This is a genomic window from Pseudoalteromonas sp. M8 (genome assembly GCF_018141365.1).
GTDB lineage: Bacteria > Pseudomonadota > Gammaproteobacteria > Enterobacterales > Alteromonadaceae > Pseudoalteromonas.
In genome coordinates this window covers 3,490,171-3,516,208 of record NZ_CP047240.1, presented here as the reverse complement: position 1 = coordinate 3,516,208, position 26,038 = coordinate 3,490,171, and the positions used below count along the sequence as shown (strand labels likewise).

Annotated in this window: 22 protein-coding genes; 10 read left to right on the top strand and 12 right to left on the bottom strand. The window is 43.5% G+C overall.

The features are described from left to right. Positions 1 to 70: 70 nt before the first annotated feature. Entirely contained in the window at positions 71 to 1,042 is a 972-nt protein-coding gene (locus GSF13_RS20625; RefSeq protein WP_211866953.1) for a YihY/virulence factor BrkB family protein, read from the bottom strand. A 134-nt stretch (positions 1,043 to 1,176) separates the two neighbouring features. Here GSF13_RS20625 and GSF13_RS20620 point away from each other — a divergent pair, with 134 nt between their 5' ends. Beyond that, the gene (locus GSF13_RS20620) at positions 1,177 to 2,286 is read left to right on the top strand and encodes a mechanosensitive ion channel family protein (RefSeq protein WP_045962697.1); all 1,110 of its coding nucleotides are present in this window, start codon (positions 1,177 to 1,179) and stop codon (positions 2,284 to 2,286) included. Between the two features lie 93 nt (positions 2,287 to 2,379). Here GSF13_RS20620 and GSF13_RS20615 read toward each other — a convergent pair whose 3' ends face one another. Continuing rightward, complete coding sequence (locus GSF13_RS20615) at positions 2,380 to 2,811, bottom strand: Lrp/AsnC family transcriptional regulator (protein WP_128725236.1); 432 nt, start codon at positions 2,809 to 2,811, stop codon at positions 2,380 to 2,382. Positions 2,812 to 2,979: 168 nt separating this feature from the next. Here GSF13_RS20615 and GSF13_RS20610 point away from each other — a divergent pair, with 168 nt between their 5' ends. The 3 genes from GSF13_RS20610 (at position 2,980) to GSF13_RS20600 (ending at position 6,271) form a co-directional block, all read left to right on the top strand. Further along, a complete protein-coding gene (locus GSF13_RS20610; RefSeq protein WP_211866952.1) occupies positions 2,980 to 3,891 on the top strand; it encodes an arginine deiminase-related protein in 912 nt (303 codons plus the stop codon). 82 nt (positions 3,892 to 3,973) lie between these two features. Further along, positions 3,974 to 5,404 carry an alanine/glycine:cation symporter family protein gene (locus GSF13_RS20605; RefSeq protein ID WP_211866950.1) on the top strand — a complete coding sequence of 477 codons (1,431 nt, stop codon included), beginning with the start codon at positions 3,974 to 3,976 and terminating at the stop codon, positions 5,402 to 5,404. Positions 5,405 to 5,608: 204 nt separating this feature from the next. Then, a complete protein-coding gene (locus GSF13_RS20600; RefSeq protein ID WP_102057433.1) occupies positions 5,609 to 6,271 on the top strand; it encodes an outer membrane beta-barrel protein in 663 nt (220 codons plus the stop codon). Positions 6,272 to 6,420: 149 nt separating this feature from the next. Here the strand turns inward: GSF13_RS20600 and GSF13_RS20595 are convergent, their stop codons facing one another. Beyond that, the gene (locus GSF13_RS20595; protein ID WP_227386883.1) at positions 6,421 to 7,032 is read right to left on the bottom strand and encodes a TIGR04211 family SH3 domain-containing protein; all 612 of its coding nucleotides are present in this window, start codon (positions 7,030 to 7,032) and stop codon (positions 6,421 to 6,423) included. A gap of 298 nt (positions 7,033 to 7,330) precedes the next feature. Between GSF13_RS20595 and GSF13_RS20590 the strand changes: the two genes are divergently transcribed. Both GSF13_RS20590 and GSF13_RS20585 read left to right on the top strand, forming a co-directional pair. Beyond that, positions 7,331 to 8,851 (top strand): CYTH domain-containing protein, encoded by a 1,521-nt coding sequence (locus tag GSF13_RS20590; protein ID WP_174169778.1) that lies wholly within the window; start codon positions 7,331 to 7,333, stop codon positions 8,849 to 8,851. Between the two features lie 110 nt (positions 8,852 to 8,961). Beyond that, positions 8,962 to 9,807, top strand: a complete 846-nt coding sequence (locus GSF13_RS20585) for an HDOD domain-containing protein (protein WP_174169779.1) — start codon at positions 8,962 to 8,964, stop codon at positions 9,805 to 9,807. A 64-nt stretch (positions 9,808 to 9,871) separates the two neighbouring features. On the opposite strand, the gene metK is transcribed toward GSF13_RS20585, so the two are convergent. After that, positions 9,872 to 11,023, bottom strand: a complete 1,152-nt coding sequence (gene metK / locus GSF13_RS20580; RefSeq protein WP_010606001.1) for a methionine adenosyltransferase — start codon at positions 11,021 to 11,023, stop codon at positions 9,872 to 9,874. Between the two features lie 260 nt (positions 11,024 to 11,283). On the opposite strand from metK, the gene tkt reads away from it, so the two are divergent. Continuing rightward, positions 11,284 to 13,278 (top strand): transketolase, encoded by a 1,995-nt coding sequence (gene tkt, locus GSF13_RS20575; protein ID WP_102057429.1) that lies wholly within the window; start codon positions 11,284 to 11,286, stop codon positions 13,276 to 13,278. Positions 13,279 to 13,393: 115 nt separating this feature from the next. Here the strand turns inward: tkt and GSF13_RS20570 are convergent, their stop codons facing one another. From GSF13_RS20570 to lptD, 7 genes are all read right to left on the bottom strand, one after another. Continuing rightward, positions 13,394 to 15,409 carry a methyl-accepting chemotaxis protein gene (locus GSF13_RS20570; RefSeq protein WP_211866947.1) on the bottom strand — a complete coding sequence of 672 codons (2,016 nt, stop codon included), beginning with the start codon at positions 15,407 to 15,409 and terminating at the stop codon, positions 13,394 to 13,396. Positions 15,410 to 15,832: 423 nt separating this feature from the next. Next, entirely contained in the window at positions 15,833 to 16,630 is a 798-nt protein-coding gene (locus tag GSF13_RS20565) for a symmetrical bis(5'-nucleosyl)-tetraphosphatase (protein WP_174169781.1), read from the bottom strand. A 99-nt stretch (positions 16,631 to 16,729) separates the two neighbouring features. Further along, complete coding sequence (gene apaG, locus GSF13_RS20560) at positions 16,730 to 17,119, bottom strand: Co2+/Mg2+ efflux protein ApaG (RefSeq protein WP_010606005.1); 390 nt, start codon at positions 17,117 to 17,119, stop codon at positions 16,730 to 16,732. Then, on the bottom strand, positions 17,103 to 17,909 hold the full coding sequence (gene rsmA / locus GSF13_RS20555; RefSeq protein ID WP_010606006.1) for a 16S rRNA (adenine(1518)-N(6)/adenine(1519)-N(6))-dimethyltransferase RsmA: 807 nt from the start codon (positions 17,907 to 17,909) through the stop codon (positions 17,103 to 17,105). The genes apaG and rsmA overlap by 17 nt, the downstream gene beginning before the upstream one ends. Further along, positions 17,906 to 18,898, bottom strand: a complete 993-nt coding sequence (gene pdxA, locus GSF13_RS20550) for a 4-hydroxythreonine-4-phosphate dehydrogenase PdxA (protein ID WP_174169782.1) — start codon at positions 18,896 to 18,898, stop codon at positions 17,906 to 17,908. The genes rsmA and pdxA overlap by 4 nt, the downstream gene beginning before the upstream one ends. Positions 18,899 to 18,903: 5 nt before the next feature. Beyond that, positions 18,904 to 20,196: a peptidylprolyl isomerase SurA gene (gene surA, locus GSF13_RS20545; RefSeq protein WP_010606008.1), complete on the bottom strand. Its 1,293-nt coding sequence runs from the start codon at positions 20,194 to 20,196 to the stop codon at positions 18,904 to 18,906. Between the two features lie 15 nt (positions 20,197 to 20,211). Further along, positions 20,212 to 22,458, bottom strand: a complete 2,247-nt coding sequence (gene lptD, locus GSF13_RS20540) for an LPS assembly protein LptD (protein WP_174169783.1) — start codon at positions 22,456 to 22,458, stop codon at positions 20,212 to 20,214. Between the two features lie 112 nt (positions 22,459 to 22,570). Between lptD and GSF13_RS20535 the strand changes: the two genes are divergently transcribed. From GSF13_RS20535 to djlA, 3 genes are read left to right on the top strand one after another with little or no spacing between them, the layout of a single operon-like run. Continuing rightward, the gene (locus tag GSF13_RS20535) at positions 22,571 to 23,566 is read left to right on the top strand and encodes a phosphotransferase (RefSeq protein WP_010606010.1); all 996 of its coding nucleotides are present in this window, start codon (positions 22,571 to 22,573) and stop codon (positions 23,564 to 23,566) included. A gap of 8 nt (positions 23,567 to 23,574) precedes the next feature. Continuing rightward, positions 23,575 to 24,267, top strand: coding sequence for an N-acetylmuramate alpha-1-phosphate uridylyltransferase MurU (gene murU / locus GSF13_RS20530; RefSeq protein ID WP_211866945.1), 693 nt, complete (start codon positions 23,575 to 23,577; stop codon positions 24,265 to 24,267). Next, entirely contained in the window at positions 24,257 to 25,102 is an 846-nt protein-coding gene (gene djlA / locus GSF13_RS20525) for a co-chaperone DjlA (protein WP_010606012.1), read from the top strand. The genes murU and djlA overlap by 11 nt, the downstream gene beginning before the upstream one ends. Before the next feature lie 9 nt (positions 25,103 to 25,111). Here the strand turns inward: djlA and GSF13_RS20520 are convergent, their stop codons facing one another. Further along, positions 25,112 to 25,957, bottom strand: coding sequence for a DUF3530 family protein (locus tag GSF13_RS20520; protein WP_010606013.1), 846 nt, complete (start codon positions 25,955 to 25,957; stop codon positions 25,112 to 25,114). Between the last annotated feature and the right edge of the window lie 81 nt (positions 25,958 to 26,038).

Sequence of the window (26,038 nt, the reverse complement as noted above, 5' to 3'; positions counted from 1 at the left end):
TCAACTTGCTGCTGAGTAATCTAAGCAAAATTTAAATCGTGAAAGTGAGCTATTAATATTGATGCTATTATCAATGAGGCTCCTTTTCTTTACGTTGTCTTGTCGTTAAATTATCAGCCACAAATGCACCTCGTTGCCCTCTGGTTTTTGCTGGTCCAACGGTACTATCTTTTAAAGTTTGTAGCTCAGTACTGGCATTTAGTGCAGCACCAAAAATAATGATATATGCGCTCAAATATAACCACATCATCATAATGACGACGCCTCTCAATGAACCATAAGTTTCATTGTAAGAAGCGAACTGCGCGACATAATATGAAAACCCCAATGACGCCAAGATCCATAAACCGGTTGCAGTAAACGAGCCGAGTGTTATCCAGCGCCATTTTGCGGCTCTGCGATGTGGCGCATAACGATAAACAAACGCTAAGGAAAAGTGAAATAGTACCGCTAAAATAGACCAAGTAATTAGCTGTATTACAGAGTCCAGTGCTGTGGTAAATCCTACGAGGTTAAGCACAATCGGTAAAATTCCGATAATAGACAACGCCACAATCGCGACGAAAATCGCCCCCACAGAAAACAAAAAGCGTACCACTAGGGCTTGTAAAAACCGCCTTTTATTATGCTCATGATACGTAATGTTGCAGGCTGTGATCAACGCTTGGCAGCCTTTACTGCTACTCCATATTGTTAAAAAGAGGGTAAAAATAGCACCTAAACTTAGGCTTGCCTGCGATTTTTGAGTGAGCGCTTTGAGTTGTTGCAACATAATTTCTTGACTGGATGGTGGTAAGAGTTCAATAAGCGGCAGTAGCTGGTCAACCATTTCTGCAGGAGAAGAAAAATAGGCATAGATAGAAACAACGGCCGCTAACGCAGGAAATATTGCCAGCAGGGCATAAAATGCCACTCCAGCGGCAACCAGAGATAAATTATCTTGGGATAAGCTGTGGTATAGCCGTTTACTGACATCCCACCAACCGAGTGCTGGAATATCGCTTGGCCTGTCTGCATTAAAGCCATGTTTATGAGCTGCCATTGGTCTTTCCTAAATCAATTCTGGGCCTGTTGATCTGAAGTGATATACAGCAAAAGGTCTGCCAATCTCGTTTGGCGTTATATTTGCTACTAGTCAACTCGTGATCTTATGAATAAAAACCCAAAGAGTGCAATATGGAAATCAATAATCTTATTAAAAATCAAATGACTAATATGATTCAGGCGGCAGCTTCTCGCGAAGTGACTGAGGCCGTGAGCACATCAGATACGCTAAGTTTAAGCGCACAGGTTGTGCACTTTTTACAAACCGCATGGCAATTGTTACCTGCTTTGGCGCTGGGAATTGTGGTTATTGTGCTTTGTTATTATTTAGCACGGCCAATCTCTTATCTTTTGATTAAACCCATAGGTTATGTCAGTAAAAGTCGATTATTACATCTCGTCACTCGCCGTTTTATCAGTGTGTTAGTCATATTTTTTGGTATTTATATCTTTTTGCGCTTGGCCGGGTTGAGTGAGTTTGCCGTCGCAGTAATGAGTGGTACTGGGCTTGTCGGTCTTATTCTTGGGTTTGCGTTTCGTGATATCGCCGAGAACTTTATTTCGAGTATGCTAATTAGTGTCCAACGCCCGTTTAGAATTGATGACGTTATTGAAGTGGATAACCGTTTGGGGATCGTTAAAAAAGTCACCGCCCGCGCAACCACCTTAGTTGATTACGATGGTAATCACATTCAAATACCCAATGCTACCGTCTACAAGAATGTAATTAAAAACTTTACTGCCAACCCCAAAACACGTGGACACTTTAAGATTGGTATTGGCTATGACAACGATATTCGCCTGACGCAGCAAATTGCAATTGACTTACTTAAAGAGCAAAGTGCGGTTTTAAACGACCCGCCACCTCAGGTTCTACTTGAAGCCTTAGGCTCCGCGACTATCAATCTTACCATTTATTTTTGGGTCAATAGCGAACAACATAGCCCGATCAAAGTGGCGTCTCAACTCATGCGAGAAACCGTTAATTGCTTTACAGAACACGGTATAAGCATGCCTGATGATGCTAGAGAGCGGATAATCATAGCTGCGAATACTGAAACACAAGGAGTAAACAAAGAAGCGACCAGTAATTCGAGTAGCAGAACGCCTGTGAAACAAAAGAACAAAACCACAGCAAGTGCAGTAGATGCGGATATTGACGATGTGAGTAGCGATGCGGATGAGATCAGAGAGCAAGCAGAGCGCGCTCGAAGCCCAGAAGAAGGTGACAATATTATTTAGCAGTAATTAGGTTAAGTGTTGAAATGTGTCATGGCTGATTTAGTTTATTTCGGACAATCGATTCACTTACCCTAATCTAAGCGCTATCGAGCTTTACGTACTCGATAGCAAAATACTGGTTTCACTATTTAAAATGCCATCAATCTCTCGAACTTGCCTCAGTACACCATCGAATTCACTGAGGTTAGCGGCTTGTACTTCAGCGATTAAATCCCATGCCCCGTTCGTGGTATGAATTTTACTGAGTTCGGGGATCCCACGCAGTGCATTGATCACTTGAGTAGTGGATTTACCGATCACTTCTATCATCATGATAGCGCGCACCAGCTCGGACTCGATATATTCATGAACCCGCACTGTAAAGCCTAGAATTGCACCACTGGAAATGAGTCTATCTAAACGGTTTTGTACGGTTCCGCGAGACACATCGAGCGTAGTGGCTAAAGTTGAAATGGCTGCTCGGCCATCTTTGCGCAATTCAGCAATCAAGGCTTTGTCAAGCGCATCATATAAGTAAGGAGTCATAGTACAGCTTTGTGGTTTTTGTCATGATTAGTCTATTTGTATAATTCAACTTAGCAAAGTGATAGAAAATTGCACTAATTGTATAAGATTTTGGCATTTAAATCGTCTTATGGTGTGGTTACACTGATATTGTGTAAGACAACGCCCAAATCAAATAATGAGTGCAGTATGACAACGATATTTCAAGCACCACGAGCGGTGGTGATGATCCGCCCACACCATTTCACTTCGAACCCGCAAACCATGCAAGATAACGCCTTTCAGCAAGCATGCAGTGAAAACAACCCTAACAACAGAGCCTATGTTGAGGTCAGCAACGCCGTGCAAGCGTTAGAATTGGCTGGCGTGAAAGTACACTTATTTGAAGATACCTCCACAGACACGCCTGACTCGGTCTTTCCAAATAACTGGTTTTCGACCCATAGCGATGGTCAGTTGACGATTTACCCTATGTACGCCTTGAATCGACGATTGGAGATCCGTCGCGATATTATCGATTTTCTGAGTGCTCACTATCAGGTGACAAACATCAACGATTATAGTCACCTAACTGCTGAAGAAATATTCCTTGAAGGCACCGGCTCTATGGTTATCGATCATCAAGCTAAAGTGGCCTATGCGGTAGAATCCAAGCGCACCAACGCCGTGTTAGTTAATCAAGTTTGCGAGCAGTTGGGACTACAGGCAGAGATATTTAATGCCTATGATAAGAATGAAGTGCCTGTTTATCACACTAATGTCTTAATGTGTGTCGCCACCGATTTCGCCATGATATGCCTAGATATGGTGCCAGAATATCAGCGGGCACAGCTTATTAACCGTTTTACGCAAAGCGGCCACACCCTGATTGCGCTATCTTATCAGCAGATCCAACATTTTTGCGGCAACGCGATTGAGCTACAAGGAAGCATGGGACACATACTTGCGCTTTCCACAACGGCTTATCAGGCGTTGTTGCCTGAGCAAATTGCTGTCATTGAAAAGTCAGCTAAGCTAGTTGCTATTGATATACCGACAATTGAAGCCGCAGGTGGCTCAGTACGTTGTATGATTGCTGGAGTCCATTTAAATAACCGTTAAATAATACTAGGGCCTGTTTATCCGTCAAGAAGGTCAACAGGCCCTAGATAAACGGCAAATAATAATAAAACAGGAATCGCCTATGTTTGAAAGTGCAGTTAAGAGTATTAATGGGCTTTTATGGGGAGAAGGCCAGATACTTATTTATATCCTGCTATTTGCAGGGTTTTGGTTCACTATTCTTTTGCGAGGGATACAAATTGTAAAGTTTCGCCATATGTTTAGCCTGTTACGGGGCAGCAGTCAGGGTGATGACAATACCATCAGTTCTTTTCAAGCGTTATGCACGGGGCTATCAGCTCGAGTTGGAACCGGTAACCTTGCAGGTGTTGCGGTTGCTATTTCTCTTGGTGGCAGTGGTGCGATATTTTGGATGTGGATGATAGCCATTTTGGGGATGGCAACAGGCTTTGCCGAAAGTGTACTTGGGCAAGTCTATAAAGTGCGAGATAGCCAAGGTGAGTTTAGAGGTGGTCCTGCTTATTATATTCACATGGGATTGGGAAGTCGGGCGTTTGCAGTATGCTTCGCCTTTTGCTTGTTTTTGGGATATGGATTTACCTTTAGCGCGATGCAAACCAATACCATCACCGATGCGCTCAATAATGCGTTTGATATTCCAACCTTATATTCAGGTATTGTGATCACAGTCCTTGCCGGCTCTATTATTCTTGGTGGCTTCAAAGCGATTGCGCGATTTGCTGAAAAGGTAGTGCCAGTAATGGGATTAGTCTTTGTCCTTGCGGCCATTATTATTACCGTGATTAATTACTCGCAAGTCCCTGCCATGATCAAAGATATTTTGCTTTCAGCTTTTGGTTTGCAAGAAGCGGGCGCTGGCGCACTTGGCGCAGCTATCAAAAATGGTATTCAGCGTGGGCTCTATTCTAACGAGGCGGGAGCGGGTAGTGTGCCGCACGCATCGGCCAGTGCGTCACCAATTCCCAATCACCCCGTGACCCAAGGTTATATCCAAATGCTAGGCGTATTCTTTGATACCATCGTGTTGTGTAGTTGTACTGCTGTCATAATTCTATTGGCAGATATAGATATTGGCAGTGAGATGGAAGGCATACGGCTGACGCAATCTGCGATGACCGCGCATTTAGCAACTGGGGGCGTGTACTTTGTCGCGGCGGCGATCACTTTGTTTGCTTTCACCTCTGTAGTGGCTAATTACGCCTATGCTGAAAGTAACTTACACTTATTCCATCTGGACAATAAAGTTGGCCGTTCAATTTATACCGCATGCTACTTGTCTATGATGTTGTGGGGCGCTTCGGCAACGCTAAAACAGGTATGGGATCTTGCCGACATCGCATTGGGTTTAATGACGGTGGTGAATGTTATTGCCATCGTGCGCCTTACACCCACTATCTTGGCGGTTACGGCCGATTATCATCTGCAAAGAGCAAAAGGGAAAGAACCTGTATTCGAAGTCGATAAGGTCAAAGTGCAAGGAGTTACTGAGTCTGGCATTTGGGGTAATATTAATGCGAAGAGTTCAGCCTAATACGTTTTAGATGGAATAAATAAAGGCCGAATTTTCCGGCCTTTATTTATTTTTGATATTTTTAAGTTAAAAAGTATCTCCAAACTTTCAATCATACGCCTTGTTTAAATTTTTTATATTCTGTGTATACTTCCTCCCGCTTTTCTCTTCAATATTTCAAACTAAATATTGCTTCCTTTTTAATCTTTAAACACTGATGTGATAATGAAAAAACAATTATTTGGACTGGCAGTACTATCGTTGCCTATGTACGCGAAGGCTGATATTGCCATATTTTCAGAAGTACTTTTTGGTAAAGCCAATAATGAATTTTATGCCGAGCAAGAATCTGATTTAGGATATAGGCGTGCGTCATCCGCTAATTCTGATTCATGGGGGCTGAGGCTCGGTGTTGGGCTTACAGATCATTTAGCTCTTGAAATCGCACAGCATTTTCATGGTGAGTCACTAGCTGAATATTCCGTTCACGTTTCTAACACACTCTCTGGAATCTATCAAAACCCATATGACTACTCATATCGAGTCAGGTTTCCTATTGATACCGAATCTCTGAGGTTGGGGATTAAGGGAGAGATTGAGGTGTCTACCAATATTAATGCAAATATAAGAGTTGGAATGGCACATTGGCAATACAAAGATGTGATCCCTGCACAATTGGTTCCTACAGGCAGCACTAGTTCAGGTGATAGCGGTAATGATATTTATACCTCGATAGGTGTTGAGTATCGACTAACAGATAATCTCTATGTTGGTTTGGAATACTCTCTTTTGAATATTAAAGAATCAAAAGAATATGACTACACAGGTGTAGTTCAATATGAGCATAATTTGCACGATATATCCATGTTACTTGGTTGGGCTTTTTAATACGCTGATATTCATAGTAGAGAAAGGTTATTTTCAGAACTGTATTTAGAGTGGGGCGAATTGAGCAATTCACCCCATCAATTTTGACAATAGAGTTTAGATGAACCGTCAGTGACGAAGTTATCTAACCTCAATAGGTATATAACCACTTACCAGCCGTCGTAACGCTTTCTACGAGATAAAAATAGCGTCAGGATCACACCGATAATAATGCCACTGATCCCGATGATGCCACCGTAAGTGAGCAACTGGTGTTGCTCTTTTTGGACTTTTTGCTGCTGTGCTAAACGCTCATCTTGTAGTTGCTTTTCAAGCCCTGAAATAGTGTCTTGAAGTGAAGCATTTTCAGCTAGCAAATTGGTATTGTTTTGCTGCAGCATTGGAAGCTGCTGCTGGGCGTCGTTCAGCGCCTCTTGGGTTTCCACCAAGGTTTGGTTAACCGCCTCTAATTGTTGCTTTAAACCTGGCTCCGTGGTGACAAATTTACTTTCTACCCAACCTTCTCTTGCTTTGTCGTCTTTAATTTGGACAAACTCGTCATTAGCGCCACTCAAAATAGTGATTGGCGTACCAGCATCAACAGAACCTAAAATTCGATAATTTTTACTTGGACCTGTATGCATGAAAATAAAAAGATTGTCACTAATATAGCCGTTTGGTGTTGCCGTGTTTACTGTGCTATTTTCGTCTGGCTCTTCGGCAAAGCTTATAAAGCTGGTGAAGAGCAGGCTCGCAATGATAAATTGCTTAAAGTTGAACATGCGTGGGCCTTTTATTCTTTGGGTCGTAAAGTTTACAAAATAGTAGGGATTTCGCGGCCTAATAGCAAGGCTTTGTTTATTTTGAATGGCGCGAAATAATTGATTACATAATGAAAATTGCAGCATTTAACGCAATGATTCGGTGTTATTAATCCGCTGACGTTCAGCGAAATTAGCCCGACTATCTATTGATTTAGCGCATATTTGGTGCACTTCTCATCGGATAAAAAGATTGCAAACTTAGCCTCCTTTGTATATTTTGATCCTCCCTTAGACAAATAGGTAAAACACTGCCCTAATGGACACTGAAATAGAACTGAAATTTTTGGTTTCAGATAATGAAGTTCCGCTGATCCCTGCACTCATCACACAGTTTGCAAAAACGGTCACTAACAAGCCTGCTAAAAACTTAACTAACGCCTACTTTGACACGCCAAATCGTGAATTGCGTGCGCTAGATATCGGTCTAAGAACGCGTTGTTGCAATGATGAATGCGAGCAAACGATTAAGCTTGCGGGAGAAGTTGTAGGAGGGTTACATCAACGACCTGAGTACAATTTACCTATTCAATCAGGACGTCCTGACTTGTTAGCGTTTGACGCGAATATTTGGCCTCACGGCATGCAACTTGAGTCTATCGCAGAAAACATATTCCCGATCTTCAGTACGAATTTCATTCGTCGAACTTGGTTAATCGAAACGGATTCAGGAACCAAAATCGAAGTCGTGTTGGATAAAGGGGAAATAGCAGCCCAAGGGAAGATGGAGCCAATCAATGAGCTTGAAATAGAGCTCATTGAGGGAAACAAAGAAGATCTTTTCTTATTAGCCGATCACCTAATTAAACAGGCTGGTATGCGTTTGGGACTATACTCAAAGGCCGCCAGAGGGTATCGAATTGCCGATGATAAGCCTCTAAAACCAAATAAGTTTATAGGGTTTGTACCGCTCAAATCTCAGGTAACGCAAGAACAAGCGCTAATTGCGACAGTCAGTTATGGTATTCAGTTCGTCCAGAAGCATGAGCAGTGTTATTTTAATAAACCAAGTCTCAAGACATTAAAACGTGTTATTGATGGAGTCTCGCTTATCCGCCACGCGTTTTGGTTGTTCGATGACATCGTTGATAAAAGCTCGACTGAGAGTATTCGTAACGAATTAAAATGGTTGTTGTCAGAACTTGCCTGGGTCGAAAATGCAATTCATTTAAAAACCTATACCTCAAAGCGTCATGCTTATCATAAGAAACTTAATCAGTTTCCCGAGTTGGCGCAGGTCATTACCGATTTGCAAGATGTTCAGCCGACACCGACGGACATTGAAGATTTATTTCATTGCACCCGCTATAACCGTTTGATCCTTTCACTTACTCGCTGGCTGGTTGATAGAGCGTGGCGTAAAAACTGGGATCAAAAAGCACTGAGTGCAGCAGAGCTACCTGTCACAGAAATCGCAAGCCAATTATTTGATAAAGACTGGCAAGAGCTGAAAAACTTGCTTCCACAGGATAAATCGCTTTCTGAAAGAGATTATTTACATGTGAGAATAAAGTTAGAAAACACGCTACTAAGCGGTAACTGTCTGGGCAAGCTTTACGATAAAGAAGCGCGCAAAGTGTTTAGAACGCCTTGGATTGATATCGTTTATGGTATTTATGAGCTAGAAACACTGGCGTATTTATATCAACTTTGCCAAAGCCAAAACGCAGACGAGCTGCAAGAAGTGCAGGCATGGCTTAAGCAAAAATCTGACTTTTTGATAAGTGCTATGGAGCAAAGTCGACAATCTTCCATGCATAGCGAACCATATTGGTTCTAACCAGATTAAGCGGGGTTTTATCCCGCTTTTTTGTATCACTTCATTACAATCAATACTGCAAATATCAGGCGATGAACTAAACTTGGGTGTATCAATTCTGAGGTAGCCCAATGATCGATATAGACGATAAAGTGCTGAATGATTTGCGCGGCGGATTTAACTTACCTGCTAAGCCTGAAATATTACAAGCCTTACAAAATGAACTATCACAACCAGAGCCTGAGTTATTTACCGTGGCGGATATTATTGCGGCAGATGTTGGTGCGTCTGCAGCGGTATTAAAGGTAATTAATTCACCGGCTTATGGTCTTGCCCGTACAATCACAGATATAAAACAAGCTGTGATGTTTTTGGGCGTGAACTGTATTACACAGCTAGTGACTGGGTATTTGCTTAAAAATGCGTTTGAGCAGTCAAAGTGCTGTATTTCACTGCAGCAGTTTTGGGATAATGCTGCGGATATCTCAAAAGCAGCAATGGTGGTTGGACATCATTTGAAGGCATCATTACCGATGGAGAATTTGCAGCTGCTCGGACTGTTTCATGATGCCGGGATCCCAGCAATGGCCGTAAAATATCCTGACTACGCTGAGGTAATAAAGCAGTCTATAGAGCGACCTGAGCAAACGCTTATTTACTACGAGCAGCAAAAGTATCCAGTGCCTCACACTGTGATAGGCTACTTTCTTGCGACGTCTTGGCACTTACCTAAAGAAATATGCCAGATGATTTTGCGCCACCATGACGTTAGCTATCTTGAAGAGCAAAAAGATGCGCAGCATGTGCAAACCTTTGCGGCACTTAAACTGGCTGAAAACCTCTGTTTTGAAGCAAAACACTTTAGAAGCGCAGCAGATTGGTATCTATTTAAAGATAAGGTGATGATTGAGCTTAATTTGCATGAAGATGAGTATCAAAACTTAAAAGATGATGTCGATGAAGTATTTATCGGATAGGGGATTATCCACAGGCATTAAAAAAGGCGCACTTGGCGCCTTTTTTACTTTTTGCTGCAGGGGATTATAGGCCTGCAGCCGCACGTAGTGCGTCAGCTTTATCTGTTGCTTCCCAAGGGAACTCTTCACGACCAAAGTGGCCGTAAGCAGCAGTAGGCTGATAAATTGGACGCTCAAGGTCTAGCATAGTGATTAGACCGTAAGGGCGTAAGTCGAAGTGCTCGCGGATAAGTTCGATCAAACGCGACTCATCAAGCTTAGCTGTACCGAAAGTTTCTACGCTGATAGAAGTAGGCTCAGCAACACCGATTGCGTAAGACACTTGGATCTCACACTTGTCAGCAAGGCCAGCGGCAACAATGTTCTTTGCAACGTAACGCGCTGCGTAAGCTGCAGAACGGTCAACTTTTGATGGATCTTTACCTGAGAATGCACCACCACCGTGACGTGCCATACCGCCGTATGTATCTACAATGATTTTACGACCAGTTAGACCACAGTCACCCATAGGACCACCGATAACGAAACGGCCAGTTGGGTTGATGAAGAACTTAGTTGCTTCAGTGATAAGCTCTGCAGGTAGTGTAGGCTTGATGATAGTTTCCATCACTGCTTCTACAAGGTCAGCTTGTGATACCGAATCACAGTGCTGTGTAGATAATACGACCGCGTCGATACCTACTGCTTTACCGTTTTCGTACGCGAATGTTACCTGAGACTTAGCGTCTGGACGTAACCAAGGTAGCGTGCCGTCTTTACGAACTTGCGCTTGGCGCTGAACTAGACGGTGTGAGTAAGTGATAGGCGCAGGCATAAGTACGTCAGTTTCGTTACACGCGTAACCAAACATTAGGCCTTGGTCACCAGCACCTTGCTCTTCTGGACGAGTACGGTCAACACCTTGGTTGATATCAGGTGATTGTTTACCAATCGTGTTAAGGATTGCACATGAATCAGCGTCAAAGCCCATGTCTGAATGTGTGTAACCAATTTCACGCACGGTCTTACGAGTTAATTCCTCGATATCAACCCAAGCGCTAGTCGTGATTTCACCACCAACCATAACCATACCGGTTTTAACGTAAGTTTCACACGCAACACGTGCTTTTGGATCTTGCTCAAGGATGGCATCTAGAACCGCATCAGAGATCTGATCGGCGATTTTATCCGGATGACCCTCAGAAACAGATTCAGAAGTAAATAAATGTTTAGCCATTGTATTTATGCTCACAAATATTGCGCTTCACAAACATCAGGAACAGCGCGAAAAATTAAGGGGCGTATTCTAACCAAAAAACCTAGGCATTGACTAGTTATTTTACGCCTAGACGTCCAAAATTGTGCAAACTTTTTTAATGGTCGGAAAAAGTCCGTCTGTACCCGTTTTTTTATGGCCTTTGCCGTTGCAGTTAGCCATATAAATAAGTAAGAATGGGCTCAAACCCCCGCGAAACACATTTAAAGGTAGGAGAATTCATGCCATCTCGCAAAGAACTTGCTAATGCAATTCGCGTTCTTTCCATGGACGCTGTACAAAAGGCCAAGTCTGGCCACCCTGGAGCCCCTATGGGCATGGCGGACATCGCAGAAGTACTTTGGCGCGATTTTTTAAAGCACAACCCAAGTAATCCTGAGTGGTTCGACAGAGATCGCTTTGTATTATCAAACGGTCACGGCTCGATGTTAATTTATTCATTGTTGCATTTGTCGGGTTATGACTTATCAATTGATGACATCAAAAACTTCCGTCAGCTACACTCCAAAACACCAGGCCACCCAGAATATGGTTATGCGCCAGGTATTGAAACGACTACAGGCCCATTAGGCCAGGGTATTACCAATGCGGTAGGTATGGCGATTGCTGAAAAAGCATTGGCTGCACAGTTTAACCGTGAAGATTACGACATCGTTAATCACTATACCTATGCATTTTTAGGTGATGGCTGTTTGATGGAAGGTATCTCACACGAAGCTTGTTCACTTGCGGGTACCCTTGGTCTTGGCAAACTGATTGCATTTTGGGATGACAACGGTATTTCAATCGACGGTGAAGTTGAAGGTTGGTTTAGCGACGATACACCAAAACGCTTTGAGTCTTATGGCTGGCATGTTATCGCCGGTGTTGATGGTCACGATAGCGATGCGATTAAAGCGGCAATCGAAGCGGCGCAAGCAGAGTCTGACAAACCAACCCTTATCTGTTGTAAAACGGTTATCGGTTATGGTTCACCAAACAAGTCAGGTAGCCATGATTGTCACGGTGCACCGCTAGGTGATGATGAAATCAAAGCAGCACGTGAATTCCTTGGTTGGGAGCACGGCGCATTTGAAGTACCGGAAGATGTGTACGCGAAATGGGACGCAACAGCGCGTGGTCAAAATCAACAAAGTGACTGGCTGATTAAGTTCACTGAATACCAAATGCATTATCCTGAGCTTGCTGCTGAGTTTGAGCGTCGCATGAAAGGCGAGCTTCCAGCAAACTGGTCTGAGAAAACAGAAGCCTATATCGCAGAGCTTCAAGCGAATCCTGCAAACCCAGCAACTCGTAAAGCATCACAAAATGCATTGAATGCTTTTGGTCCAATTCTACCTGAGTTTATGGGTGGCTCTGCTGACCTTGCGGGTTCTAACTTAACACTTTGGGATCAATCTAAAGGCTTAACGGCAGAAGATGCTGCGGGTAACTATATCTTCTACGGTGTGCGTGAATTTGGTATGTCTGCCATTATGAATGGTATTGCGCTACATAGAGGCTTTATCCCTTATGGTGCGACATTCCTAATGTTTATGGAATACGCGCGTAATGCGGTACGTATGGCTGCATTGATGAAACAAAGAAGCATCTTTGTGTATACTCATGATTCAATCGGTCTTGGTGAAGATGGTCCAACACACCAACCAGTAGAACAAATGGCGAACTTACGTACTACGCCAAACCTTGCGAGCTGGCGTCCATGTGACCAAGTTGAGTCAGCAGTTGCTTGGCAGCAAGCGGTTGAACGCGCTGATGGCCCATCTGCACTTGTATTTACCCGTCAGGGCCTTGCGCAGCAGCCTCGTACCGCTGAGCAGGTTGCAGCGATTAAGCAAGGTGGTTATGTACTATCTTGTGATGGTGAGCCTGAAATCATCCTTATTGCAACCGGTTCTGAAGTGCAACTTGCAGTTGAGTCTGCGGATAAGCTTCGTGCAGAAGGTAAAAAGGTACGTGTTGTGTCTATGCCTTCAACGGACATTTTTGATGCGCAATCTCCAGCATACAAAGAAAGCGTACTACCAAGCTCAGTAACGCGTCGCGTCGCTATCGAAGCGGGTATTGAGGACTTCTGGTACAAATATGTAGGCCTAAATGGTGCTATAGTTGGTATGACAACGTTTGGTGAGTCAGCGCCTGCTGATGAGCTATTCAAGCTATTTGGCTTTACGGTAGAAAATATCGTTGAGAAGGCAAACGCATTGTTTGCATAATCAAAGAAAAGAAACAAAAAACCCATGCCATGCATGGGTTTTTTTATGCTTAGGGGTTTTGCTAAACCCCTTAAAGTTTTGAGACTGTTTCCTGCTCAAAGCTCAGGTTAGATAGCTAAACCTTAAACTGTTCTACCGATAAGCGTAACTCTTCGGCGAGTTTAGCAACCTCAGAACTAGAGATTGAGGTTTGGCTTGCGCCTTCAGCTGTTTGCTCTGCGATTGTTACAATCGATTCCAAACGTTCACTAATTTCCTGTGCTACTTGTTGTTGCTCATTCGCCGCGTTTGCAATCTCTTCACTCACATCATGAGCCTGAGAAACGGCTGCAGTGATAGAGTTTAGTGCTTCATTAGCAAGGTCGCTCTGAGTTACGCACGACTCCGCCTGCTGTTTGCCTTTCGACATCGCGCCTACCGCTTCTTCGGCACCGGCTTGTAAGGATTCAATCATTGCTTGAATTTCTTGAGTCGACTCTTGAGTTTTACTTGCAAGCGAGCGTACTTCGTCTGCCACTACAGCGAAGCCACGACCTTGTTCACCCGCACGCGCAGCTTCGATTGCAGCGTTTAGTGCAAGGAGGTTAGTTTGCTCGGCAATGCCACGGATAACATCCAAAATACTGCCTATCGAAGCGCTGTCTTGGTGTAGTTTGTTAATCACGCGAGAGGCTTCATCCACTTCCCTTGCGAGTTGCTCAATAGTGTGTTTGTTCTCATGTGAGATGCCTTTAACACGCTCAGCTTCTTTATCAGCATTTTTAATTTCCTGTAGTGCTTGATGTGCGCTGTTGCTTACACCGTGAGACGTGCTACTCATCTCAGTTGTAGCGGTAGCTGCTTGCTCTACCTGTGCCTGCTGATTCTTAATTGCTTGGCTGGATTCCGTAGTGATAGTCGATGTTTCTTCGGACGCTGCAGCAAGCTGCGTCGAACGAGAAATAATGCCAGTGATAAGTTCACGTAAGCTAGAGATTAGGGTGTTACAGCTTCTAGATAATTCACCAAACTCATCTTTTGCTGTGTCATCTAAGCGCTGTGTCATATCGCCACTGGCGACAATGTTTAAGACTCGATTTACTTCCGATAGCGGTTTTGTGATACGACTAACGGTAATGTAGGCAACACCGACGGCCATTAACGTTGCTACTATCATACCAATCCAAGTCCATAGGTTTGCTGTGCCTACATCGGCACGTACGCCTTGTTGTAAGTTAAAGGCGACTTGGCTCGCTTCAGAGAGTAAATCATCTAGCTGAGATAGGGCTGCTTTTGTGGTTTTTTCTGCATTGGTTAGTTCTTTACGTGTCTCGGCTATCGCATTGATCAAGCGTTTTTGATTTTCCGCGATGCTGTTGCTGCCGGTAACTGCATCTTTCAAATTAGTGTAATAGCCTTCGAGATCAGCAAACAAACTACTATCAAGCGCGCTAACGGGGCCACGCATCAAATCAATATTGCGACCTAGCTCTTCAACGAGGTAGCTTTGATCCCTACTTACGATTTCCAGTGTATTGATGTCTTCAACAGTAACAATATCATTGGCGCTAGTCACAACAGAAGAAAAGTTATTTTCTAAGTTATTTGCAGCTTGAAAAGCACGTTTGTCAGCATCTTCTAAGCCATCCAAATCAATGATATCAACCGTCACCATAGTCGCATCTTCTGCGGCAACATCGATAGTAGATAACTGCTCTTTTAATTTGTCCCGTAACGAAAGCTCAGTTGTTTTCTCGTTTACCAAGCTGTTCATGGCTTTTACGAACGCATCATAACTTTTGCCAACATCACGACTGCTTGAGGCCAATTTATTATTAGCGGCAACGACCTGTTGCAGCTCTGAATAGGTTTTGTCGAAGATCTTCTGGCGCTCTTTAAATTGCTGTTTTAGCGTCGCCAGTTCAGTCTCTGAACGCGCGTAAAAACTTCCCTGAGCCATTTTGCTCATTAAAGTAAATTCTACTTGCAGCGCAGAGCTTTTAGAGAGTGCTGGCAAAGACAGGTTATTAACCTGTTGAGTTGAGTTGTCAATGTTCGCAATTCTAAATAAAGAATTGCCCCCGATAAGAAGAAGCAACAAGGTGATGGTAATAAAACCACCCCAAATACGTTGGCTAACAGTCAAATTCATAGCTGTCCTACAAAATTTACAAAGCAATACGGATACTTATCGGATTTATTGCGGATAAGTTAAGTATTTTATAGCAGATGTGACAAAAAAATTCAGTAAAAAAGGTCGGATTACAAAAAATAGCAGCTCAACGGATAAAAAGTATAAGCTTCACGTTTTCTTCGAGTGTAGCTTAGTTTTGTAAAAATTAAAGTGGGTGATTACCCTAGATTCGACTTAGGAAAGTTAAATAACCTGAGCTTCGGATAATTAATGCTTTTCTAGCAGCCAGTTTTAGCGCTAACTGCGTTGAATTCACTTCCAATAGCCAGCTATTGGTGCGTAAATTCGCCTGGTTATCCCCAAAACTCTCTGGCTAGATAAGGAAATAATTTAAAAACAACGAGTTAGCTCATTTCTTATCCAAACCTCAGGTTAAATAGCTTAATTGTGCTGGTACTTTTCACCACTGTTGATATTTATCATCGTCATAGGACCTCCCCACACGCAGCCAGTGTCTAAGGCTATAATATTTTTCTTGTTGGTTTCGCCTTCCAAAGCAGCCCAGTGGCCGAAAAGTAGGGTAGTTTCGGCTGGTGTTTGGCTGAGCTCAAACCACGGAGTGAGACCTGCCGCATCTTTTAGGCCAGATTTGTTCTTAAGATCCAGTTCGCCATTTTGTTTTAGAAAGCGCATTCGAGTGAAGACGTTAACAATGGCTTTAAATTTATCTTGTTCACTGAGCTTGTTGTGCTCAAGTCCTGGGTGAGCACCGTACATATTGGCGTAAAACTCAGGGGCTTTTGTTGATTGATAAATGGTTTCGGCAAAGCGTGCATATTCTAGCGCTTGCGTAATATTCCAGCTTGGATGAATACCTGCATGAGAAATAAAAGTTTGCTGTGTTTCAAGCCAAATAGCGAGGGGCTGTGCACGTAATAAGTCAGCATATTTTTGGCATTTAGGGCTGGCAAAAACCGCATCTAATTTATCTTTTGGGTTCGGAGCGACACCCAAAGCAAGACATGCTAAAAAGTGGAGATCGTGATTGCCGAGTGTAATGCTAATAGAGCCTGCGTGTTGATAGAGAAACTCTAGGCAAGCAAGTGAATCGGGTCCTCTGGCGATGATGTCACCGACAAAGTATAAATGGTCTTGGCTTGGGTTAAAGTTGACTTGATCGAGTAGCCCGATGAGTGGAGTGAAGCAGCCTTGCAAGTCTCCAATTGCGTATTTTGCCATTTATTACCTGTGGTTTTTTATAACTCAATGTTTTTATTCTGATGTCTAGCATGTATGAGGAACGCGGGGTAAGCCCGCTTCCGCAAAATAAAAATGGTATTAATGCAAAATATTTGGACAGGAAAGTCTAAATACATTGATTGGCGCTTTAAACTCAGTGCCAAACTCATTACGCATTAAATAAAACCCTTCCATTGTACCAACGGGAGTATCGAGCACCGCGCCGCTGGTGTACTGATAGCTCTCGCCAGGACGAATAGTGGGCTGCTCACCAACGACACCTTCACCTTCGACTTCAGTCTCTTTGCCATTAGCGTCGGTAATGAGCCAATAGCGGCTATGTAGCTTGGCATTACATAAGCTATGGTTTTTGATGGTAATTGTATAGGCAAACACATATTTATCCTTTTCAGGCTGTGATTGCGCTTCAACGTAAAAGGTCTCCACCGATACTTTGATAGGTGAGCCAATATTAGTTTGAGTTGTCATATATCCAATTTGCAATTTCAATAAACTGGTTAAGCGACAGGTTTTCAGCGCGAAGTGTAGGGTCGATACCTAAGTTTCGCAGCTGCTCTTCGGTTAACAGGTTCGATAAGCTATTTCTTAGTGTCTTACGACGTTGGTTGAACGCTTCTAAACAAACAGTGTTCAAAAGCTTAGTGCTCTTAGCTGTACGTTGCGACGGATCTTTTGGGATCAATCGAACAACGGCCGAGTCAACTTTAGGTGCTGGTTTAAAGCAATGTGGTGGCACTTCGATCACAGGAATAGCGTGACAATAGTACTGCGTCATTACGCTTAAGCGACCAAAGGCCTTGCTGCCAGGGCCTGCAACCATACGGTTAACCACTTCTTTTTGCAGCATAAAGTGCATATGCTCGACCTGATCTGCAAACTCAAATAAGTGAAATAGCAAAGGGGTTGATACGTTGTAAGGTAAGTTACCAAAGATCTTCAGTTTTTCCCCTTCTTTGATTAAAGAAGAGAAGTCAAACTTCATCGCGTCGCCTTGGTGAACCGTTAATTTAGGTCCCAAGAATGGGTGATGGATCAAGCGCTCGGCAAGATCTTTATCGAGTTCTACAACGGTTAGGTGGCCACTTAAATCACAAACAGGTTCAGTGATAGCACCTAAACCAGGACCGATTTCAACCAGATTGTCTTCAGGTTTTGGGTCGATAGCAGTTACTATCTTGTCGATAATATTGTTGTCATTTAAGAAGTTTTGACCAAAGCGTTTACGCGCTCTGTGTCCGAGATGTACTTTATCTGTCATGCATTCTGTGCTTTTTTGGTTGCGAGCTTAATTGCTTCGCGGATCGCTAATTCAAAACTACCCACTTCAACATCACCAGAGCCGGCTAAATCAAGCGCTGTACCGTGATCAACCGATGTGCGAACAAAGGGTAATCCTAGGGTGATGTTTACTGAGTTTCCAAAACCTTTATATTTTAACACAGGTAAGCCCTGATCGTGATACATTGCGAGCACAGCATCAGCATTATCTAAATATTTAGCTTGGAAAAGGGTGTCAGCTGGCAGCGGTCCAACCAAGTTCATGCCTTGTTTATTCAGCATTTCCAGTGTTGGCTCAATGGTTTCTATTTCTTCACGACCAAGATGACCACTTTCTCCAGCATGCGGATTTAATCCACAAACTAATACCCTGGGTTGTTCAATACCAAACTTGGTTTGTAGGTCGTGATGTAAAATATGAATGACTTTGCTGAGACGCTCAGGCGTAATTGCCTTTGATACGTACGCCAGTGGGATATGCGTAGTTACTAGCGCTACACGCAGCCCTTCGGTTGCGAGTAGCATTACGACATCAGCGGTATCAGACTGTTGTGCAAAGTACTCAGTATGGCCGCTAAACGAGATCCCAGCTTGGTTAATAATGCCTTTATGAACTGGGCCCGTGACTACCGCTGCAAATGTCCCATCCATATTCTTTTCAGAGGCAATGCGCAAGGTTTCGAGCACATAATGGCCATTGGCTTCATCTAATTGACCAGCGACCACTTCAGCACCTTTGTCTACTTGAAGGTAGTAAATGGCACCAGCAGGTGCCGCTTCAGGCGCAGCTTCGCTGTCAAATGGCAGCAACTTGATTTGCTCACCGAGTTCTTTGGCGCGTTTTTCTAGAATACTTTTATCAGCCACCGCAACCAACTGAGCAGGCCATGCGTGCTGAGCCAGTTTGATAACAAGATCTGGGCCAATACCTGCAGGCTCACCCGGTGTAATTGCGATTCTGAGTGTCATAGCCGTTATTCCGCTTCGATAATTTCAATATGCGCTTGGTCACGCATTTCTTTAATCCATTTAAAGCTTTCTTCTTTAAATTTACGGTTAAACAACAGACGGTGTGCGCGATTTAACTTGGCTTGTTCTGTTTTATCGGCTACGCGTTTATCTAGCAGTTGTACAATATGCCAGCCAAATGTACTTCTAAATGGTTCACTGATCTGATCTTTTTCTAGCGACAACAGAGTGTCTCTAAACGCAGGTACGTATGTAGTTGGATCTGTCCAATCGTACTCACCACCTTTAAGTGCAGAGCCTGGATCTTCAGAATATTCTTTAGCCAGCGCTGCAAAGTCAGCGGTACCTGCGCGCAAGTCTTTTACAAAGCCAGTTAGCATTGAGCGTGCTTTTTCTTCACTTAGGATAATAGACGGCTTGATTAAGATATGACGTGAACGCACCTCAACAGTTTCAACGACTTCACGACCACGAATATCTTGTACTTTTAGAATGTGGAAACCTGCACCTGAGCGCAGTGGACCAACGATGTCGTCTTTTTTCGCACCTTTTATGGCCTCAGCGAATAAGGTTGGCATTTCGTTAATTCCCATCCAGCCTAATTGACCACCATCGAGCGCTTTTGAGCCGCTAGAAGAAGCAATTGCGATGCGCTTGAACTCTTTACCTTCGTTCAAAAACTTAATCACGTTATCAGCGCGCTCACGAGCGTCTTCAATTTCTTCTGGAGTCGCTTTATTTGGGATCTTAATCAAGATATGGCCGATATCATACTCTTCCGAGTTACCCGTTTGCTCACTCAATATTTTTTGCAGGTTAGTCACCTCTTGAGGGCTAATATAAATACGGCGGTCAACACTGGCACGGCGCACTTGGCTTGTGGTTATTTCTTTACGGATCTCTTCTCGGTATGCCGGGAAGCTTTCGCCGCTAGCTTCAACTGAGCGACGTAAATCAGCGATAGTACCACCTTGGTCTTGGGCAATATTCGCAATGGTCTGATCCAATTGAGCATCTGAAATTTGCATACCCATACGGTCACCCAGTTGCAACATTAAAGATTGCTCAATGAGTTTATCGATGGCTTGTAAGCGTAATGTTCTATCGCTAGGAAGTTCGGTACCTTGCTGCTCAGCCTGTTCTTTTACACGATTTATTATTTGATCGACTTCGCTTTGTAAAATTACACCATCATTTACTGTGGCAACAACTGTATCTAGCTTTACACGCTCAGCATGTGCTTGAGTAAACAGGCCTGCACTTAAGGAGGCCACTAATAACAACTTTTTTAAATTCATACGGCTTTCTAAATTCTATTTATTCAAAAAATACGGTCTACGGTAACCAAAAATACCCTGTCGAAGGAGTTTACTCGCATCACCACTGCTTTGGCTTCCAAGCCCTGTAAGGACAAATTTCAGGCTGAAGCCAGAATCAAACACTGCTTCATCATTTGTAAGTGTTTGGTTTAAGTTTGTTTCAATTTGACGATTCGCAGTCACCTGAATAGCCCAACAACAAGACTGGTATTGAACACCAACAAAGGATTCAACACTTCTATTTGCCGTCATATCTCGGTGATAGCTTGCTACAAATTGCCAGTTATCGTCAATTGGTAAACTTGTAAAGAGACCGACTTGGTCAATTTCATAGTCTGAGACATCATTAACATAACGATGGTTCAATTGCACTAACTGCTTATCGTCACCTTTATAGTCCAAAGTAAAGTGAGACTGCACTAACTCTTTGCTATCCACATCATATTGCACCCCACCTGAGAGGTACCAGCGCTTATGCCAATGTAACATGGATTCAGCGGCAAATAGTGCATTATAGTTGGTATCATCAGTAAATAGCTGTTCAGAAGGCTTTACAGATGACTCAAGATAAATGATCTGACCTGCACTGAAGTTAAAGCGTTCGACATTACTGTTATCGAATACACGCGTGGTTGCACCCACGGTGAATTGATTGGCTTCTGCAATCCGGTCATAACCAGAGTAACGGCGTGCTCTAAACAGACCAATAAAGTCATCTTGTAACTTAGCGGTATCGTACCAGCCAATTTGGCTTTGTTCTCTGTGAGGTGTGTAAAGGTACTGAATTTGTGGCTCAAGCGTTTGCGTACCTTGTTCAAAAAAGAACTCGGTACTGCGTTCAAAATTCAGTTGTCCGTGTACCCTTAAACTAGGCAATGTACGCGTGACAGACTCCTCATACTCTGTATCAGGCATATCTATATTTTGTTCATAACGCGTGTGAAGTAGGCGTGCCTCGGAGGTAAATGACCAAGCGTAGTCGCTGCGTGAAAAAGACACGCGAGGCTCTAGGTGTAATCGCGACGCCTCTGAGATTGGCAAAGCATCATTTTGAAAATAGGCAAACTCACCCTCAAAGTCCCAATCAAGGCCAACAAGTTCATAGCTGTCCCGTGTACGGAAGCTAATTTGCGGTAGTGCAGTGTAGGATTCTCTGTGGTCACCCAACACTTCAAAATCTTGCAACTTTAAGTCGACTAACCAGTCTTCACCAAGGTAACTTAGACTGCCGGTGCGATATAACTGAGTGTCAGTTTCATTGGCGTATTCGGATGTTAAGTCAGTGAGATAGTTATCGTCACTCACATTTGTAACATCAACAAACGCACGCCATTTATCACTTAAATAGCTTTTTTGTTGCCAATGCACTAAATAGCGATCGTCTAGCTGTGGCTCGGAATCATCCTTACTGAGGTATTCGACGCCAATTTTACCTTGATGTTGTTCAGTTAAATATCTGAACTCGGTAATAAGCTGAAATCCTTTATTAGCCATGTACCTTGGTGTTAGGGTCGCGTCGTAGTTAGGAGCTAGATTGAGATAATAAGGGGTGATCAGCTCCAAGCCAAACTTATTTGAGCTGGAAATTGTCGGTGTCAGCAGGCCAGATTTTCGTCTATCATCGATTGGAAACGTAAAGTAGGGTAAATAGATAATTGGCGTGTCCATAATTTTGAACACCGTATTATAGGTTTCACCCCAACCGTCTTCTCGAGAAAGTACAATACTGCTTGCCTCGATACTCCAAAATGGGTCATCAGCAGGACACGTGGTGAAGCTAGAGTTGTCGAGTGAAATTTTGCTGCCAGAGGCATGCAACTTTTCTGCACCACCGCGCCCCAGCTGGTCTGTTAATTCATATTCAGCACCAAGCAAGCTCACGGTGTTAGCATTTAAATCCGCGAATAGCCCATTGCTGTGAACTTTGGTAAATTGGTCACGATAGAGTAGCGGTCCAGAAGCGCTGAGCAGGCCTTCTTTTTTATCGATTAGCGCACGTCTAGCTTCTAAGCTCATGGTTTCAGTGTTAATCACCACATTACCCGAAAACTCAGCACTATCAGTACCTTGTAGTTCTAAGTCATCGGCAACGATATCAATGGCATGTTTGGGCAGCGAGGCTAACGGCTTCCAGTTTTCTGGCTGCATATAGTCTTTACATTGTGCGGCGACAATGTTCGTATTAGCAAAAGCTGTAGAATGAATCGCGGATAATACAGCCAAGCCCCAAATTTTGCGCATTTAATAACCTATTAGCTGAGCATTTAATAATAAGCTCATCATGATAAATGAAAACTGTCGGAAATACAGTAGCATTTAAATATTTACAAGTAGAAGGTGTAATAGTTAATCCATGAATAGTCAAAACCAGCGCGTCGAGTTTATACAGCAAGCAATACATAGCGACGATTTTACGTGTGAGGCTATCACCTCGGATGCCAGTTTCCGGCGTTATTATCGCGTCAAACAACAAACGATGTCGTGGATCTTAATGGAGACACCGGTCGATAAACTCGATAATGCCCCTTTTATTGGTTTAAATACGGTGTTTGCAGAGCAAGACCTTAATGTGCCAGAAATTCTTGCGAGTAATGAAGAACAAGGGCTGTTACTGTTACAAGATTTAGGCTCTGAGCATTTGGCCGATAGGTTAGCATTGCCTTCTCGGCTAGAGGATTATCGTGCGTTGATAGCGCTTATTCCAGAAATAGCCAAAACACCAAAGAGTGAATGGATGAAGCCCTATGATGCTGAGTTCGTTGATATGGAACTTAATATCTTTTACGAGTGGCTTGTAACAAAATGGCTTGGTTTAACACCCACCGAATATCAACAAGTGCAATGGCATAATGTGAAGTTGAAACTCGTTGATGCGATGACTCGTCAGCCGCAGGCCACGATGCATCGAGATTTTCATAGCCGCAACCTGATATGTCATCAGTCTCAGTGGTATCTCATTGATTATCAGGATGCGGTACAAGGACCTGTCACTTATGATGCGGTTTCTCTGTTGCGGGATTGTTATACTCGTCTTGATGTACATGAGTTTACCGAGCTTCAGCAACATAGTTTTGATTGTTTAAAAGCGGCAAATTTATTAGGCGGCATGGATTTTAGCACCTATCAACATTACTTTGACTTAACGGGGATGCAAAGGCACCTTAAAGCTGCCGGGATTTTTACTCGCCTATTGCAGCGAGACGGCAAAGGCGGGTACTTAGAAAATATTTTGCCAACGTTACGCTACCTCGTTGAAGTAGCGAATAAGTATAAAGAATTTCAGTGGCTTGCAAGCTGGCTAGAGAATGACATAATGCCTCAAGCGCAGGCCAAATTAGGCACAAAATAGAAGCAACAATGAAAGCGATAATTTTATCTGCCGGTCGTGGTAAACGCATGATGCCACTGACCGCGAACCAACCAAAACCTATGCTTAACGTCGCAGGAAAACCACTACTTGAGCATCATATCGAGCGTTTAAAAGCGGCTGGGATCTGCGATATCGTGATAAATCTTGCATGGCAAGGTCAGGTGATAAAAGACTATTTCGGCAATGGTAGTCACTTCGGTGTCAATATTGAGTACAGTGATGAACCTGAGGGTGGATTAGAAACCGCAGGTGGAATCATTCAAGCACTGCCGATGTTATGTGAACAGGATGACAGCTTTATTGTACTCAATGGCGATATTTTTACGGACTATGATGTCAGCAGCCTAATGCAGTTACAGCTCGGCAGCACAGCAGAGGGCCATTGCGAGGCGCACATTGTGTTGGTAGAAAATCCCGAACATAATCCTGAAGGTGATTTTTGCCTTGCCCATCAACCGCTCAATCAGCAAAAGTATACCTTGTCTGGTATTGGCAAATATCACCAAAGTTTTTTTACCGAGCTTGGGACTGGCTTTATAAAACTAGGGCCGTTGCTGCGCAGTGGGCTTGAGCAGCATAAAGTTTCTACTGAACTGTATTTGGGCGCATGGGACGACATCGGCACGCCAGAGCGACTAAAAATGATCAACGAAAAGTTAGGGTATAGCGATGTGGGGTAAATTATTAGGCACAATTTTCGGCTTTTTATTTGGTCGTTGGTTAGGCGCTATTTTAGGGTTTTATCTCGGCCATTTATTTGATAAAAGTTTGCGTCAGGATTTTGATAAAGTCGGTGGCTTTCAAGGTTTCATGAAAGGTGAAGATCTGCATGAGCGCCAAGCCTTGTTCTTTTCCAGCTGTTTTTCTGTGATGGGACATATTGCGAAGTCTAATGGTCGAGTCAGCGAAATCCACATTCAAGCTGCGTCTGCATTTATGAGCGAAATGGGCTTGCAGGGTGAAGAGCGAAAAGAAGCACAACATGCGTTTACTGCGGGAAAAAGCAGTGACTTTTCGATAAAAGAAGCGGTTACCGATTTTAAAGAAGCTTTTGCCAGACGCTATGACTTGAGGCAGCTGTTTTTAGAGATTCAAATTCAAATGGCATTTTGTGATGGTCATGTGTCTGATGCGGAGAAGGCCTTACTTAAACAGGTGAGCAAGTATTTAGGCTTTGCAGAAACACACTTTTTATTCCTGCTAAAACGCTACCAAGCAGAATTTGAGTTTCGCCGCTCACAGGCGTCGGGGAGATCGCAACATCAATACCAGCAACATGGCGGCCGTCAACCAGCATCACAAGATAATGGCTTAAGCCGTGCTAAAGCTTTGGCTGTACTGGGATTGAGTGAAGAGGCAAATGAGCGTGATATCAAAAAAGCTTACCGCAAACTGATGTCGCAGCATCACCCTGACAAATTGGTGTCTCAGGGATTACCTAAGCATATGATGGAAGTTGCAAAGCGTAAAAGCCAAGATATTCAGTCTGCCTATGAATATTTAAAAAAGAGCTAACTTGAAACACTATAAGACGCGTAAAAAGCCGAGTAACTCCTTTCTGAGCCTTTGATGTTGGAGCGGATCGGTTTTTTCTCCAAAAAGCTCCCGTTGGCGATAATCAAATTTACTGTTTTTTCTCGCCCAGCGCGCTCTGTCCGGCGTATTGTCGACCACAATAGGATTGTCAAAACTGTAGTAAACATCCAGTAAAGCAGGGCTTATCAGAGAAAGGTTGGATGCTAAGTGCTTTTGCCGCGTTGCATTAGGCAGTTGTGGGCTAACAACGGCAAAGGCATCGATACGTAGATTGGGCAGGGTAGCTAAGTGCTCACCGAATAAACCTGCGCTATTACCAAATGCGACAACCACCAACTTTTCTGTTTGAGTCATGGACAGGGTGTTGTAAAGCACCTCAAAGCGGCTGATCAGGGCCATTTTATATTCGTCGAGATTAGATTCTGAAATGGGTGCAAGCGTTTGCTGAGCCGGTTTTTCAGCATCGGGGAGCGCGATGTCTTGCTCTAGCAGACTCGGTGCATAAGAAAGGTCCGGCGGAGTAAGGGTATAGGTGTCGTAGCCATCATCGCTTAAGCGCTTTGCAAGAAAGCTTATGCCGCTGTTATTGAGCGGTGGAGTTTGCATGTCTGGTAATAAGATCACGATGCCTTCACGAGCAGCTGCCATATATTCTTGATGAAATACATAAAAGCTTTCGTTTTCGCTTTCCAGTTTCATCAGTTGCGATGGCTCGTAGAAGCGATTAGCGTCTTGCTGATAAAGAGAACCAAGTGGTGCTGCGTCAATATGTTCTGCTGCAAAAGTCGTCGCGGGTAAAGCGGTAACAAGTAATAAAAGCGTTCTGATGATCATGGTACAAGCGCGTAAAATATCATAATTGGTTATCGACCAGTTAAGTGAAAGCTTTAGCTGTCGCTATTTTTTAGCGTTTTA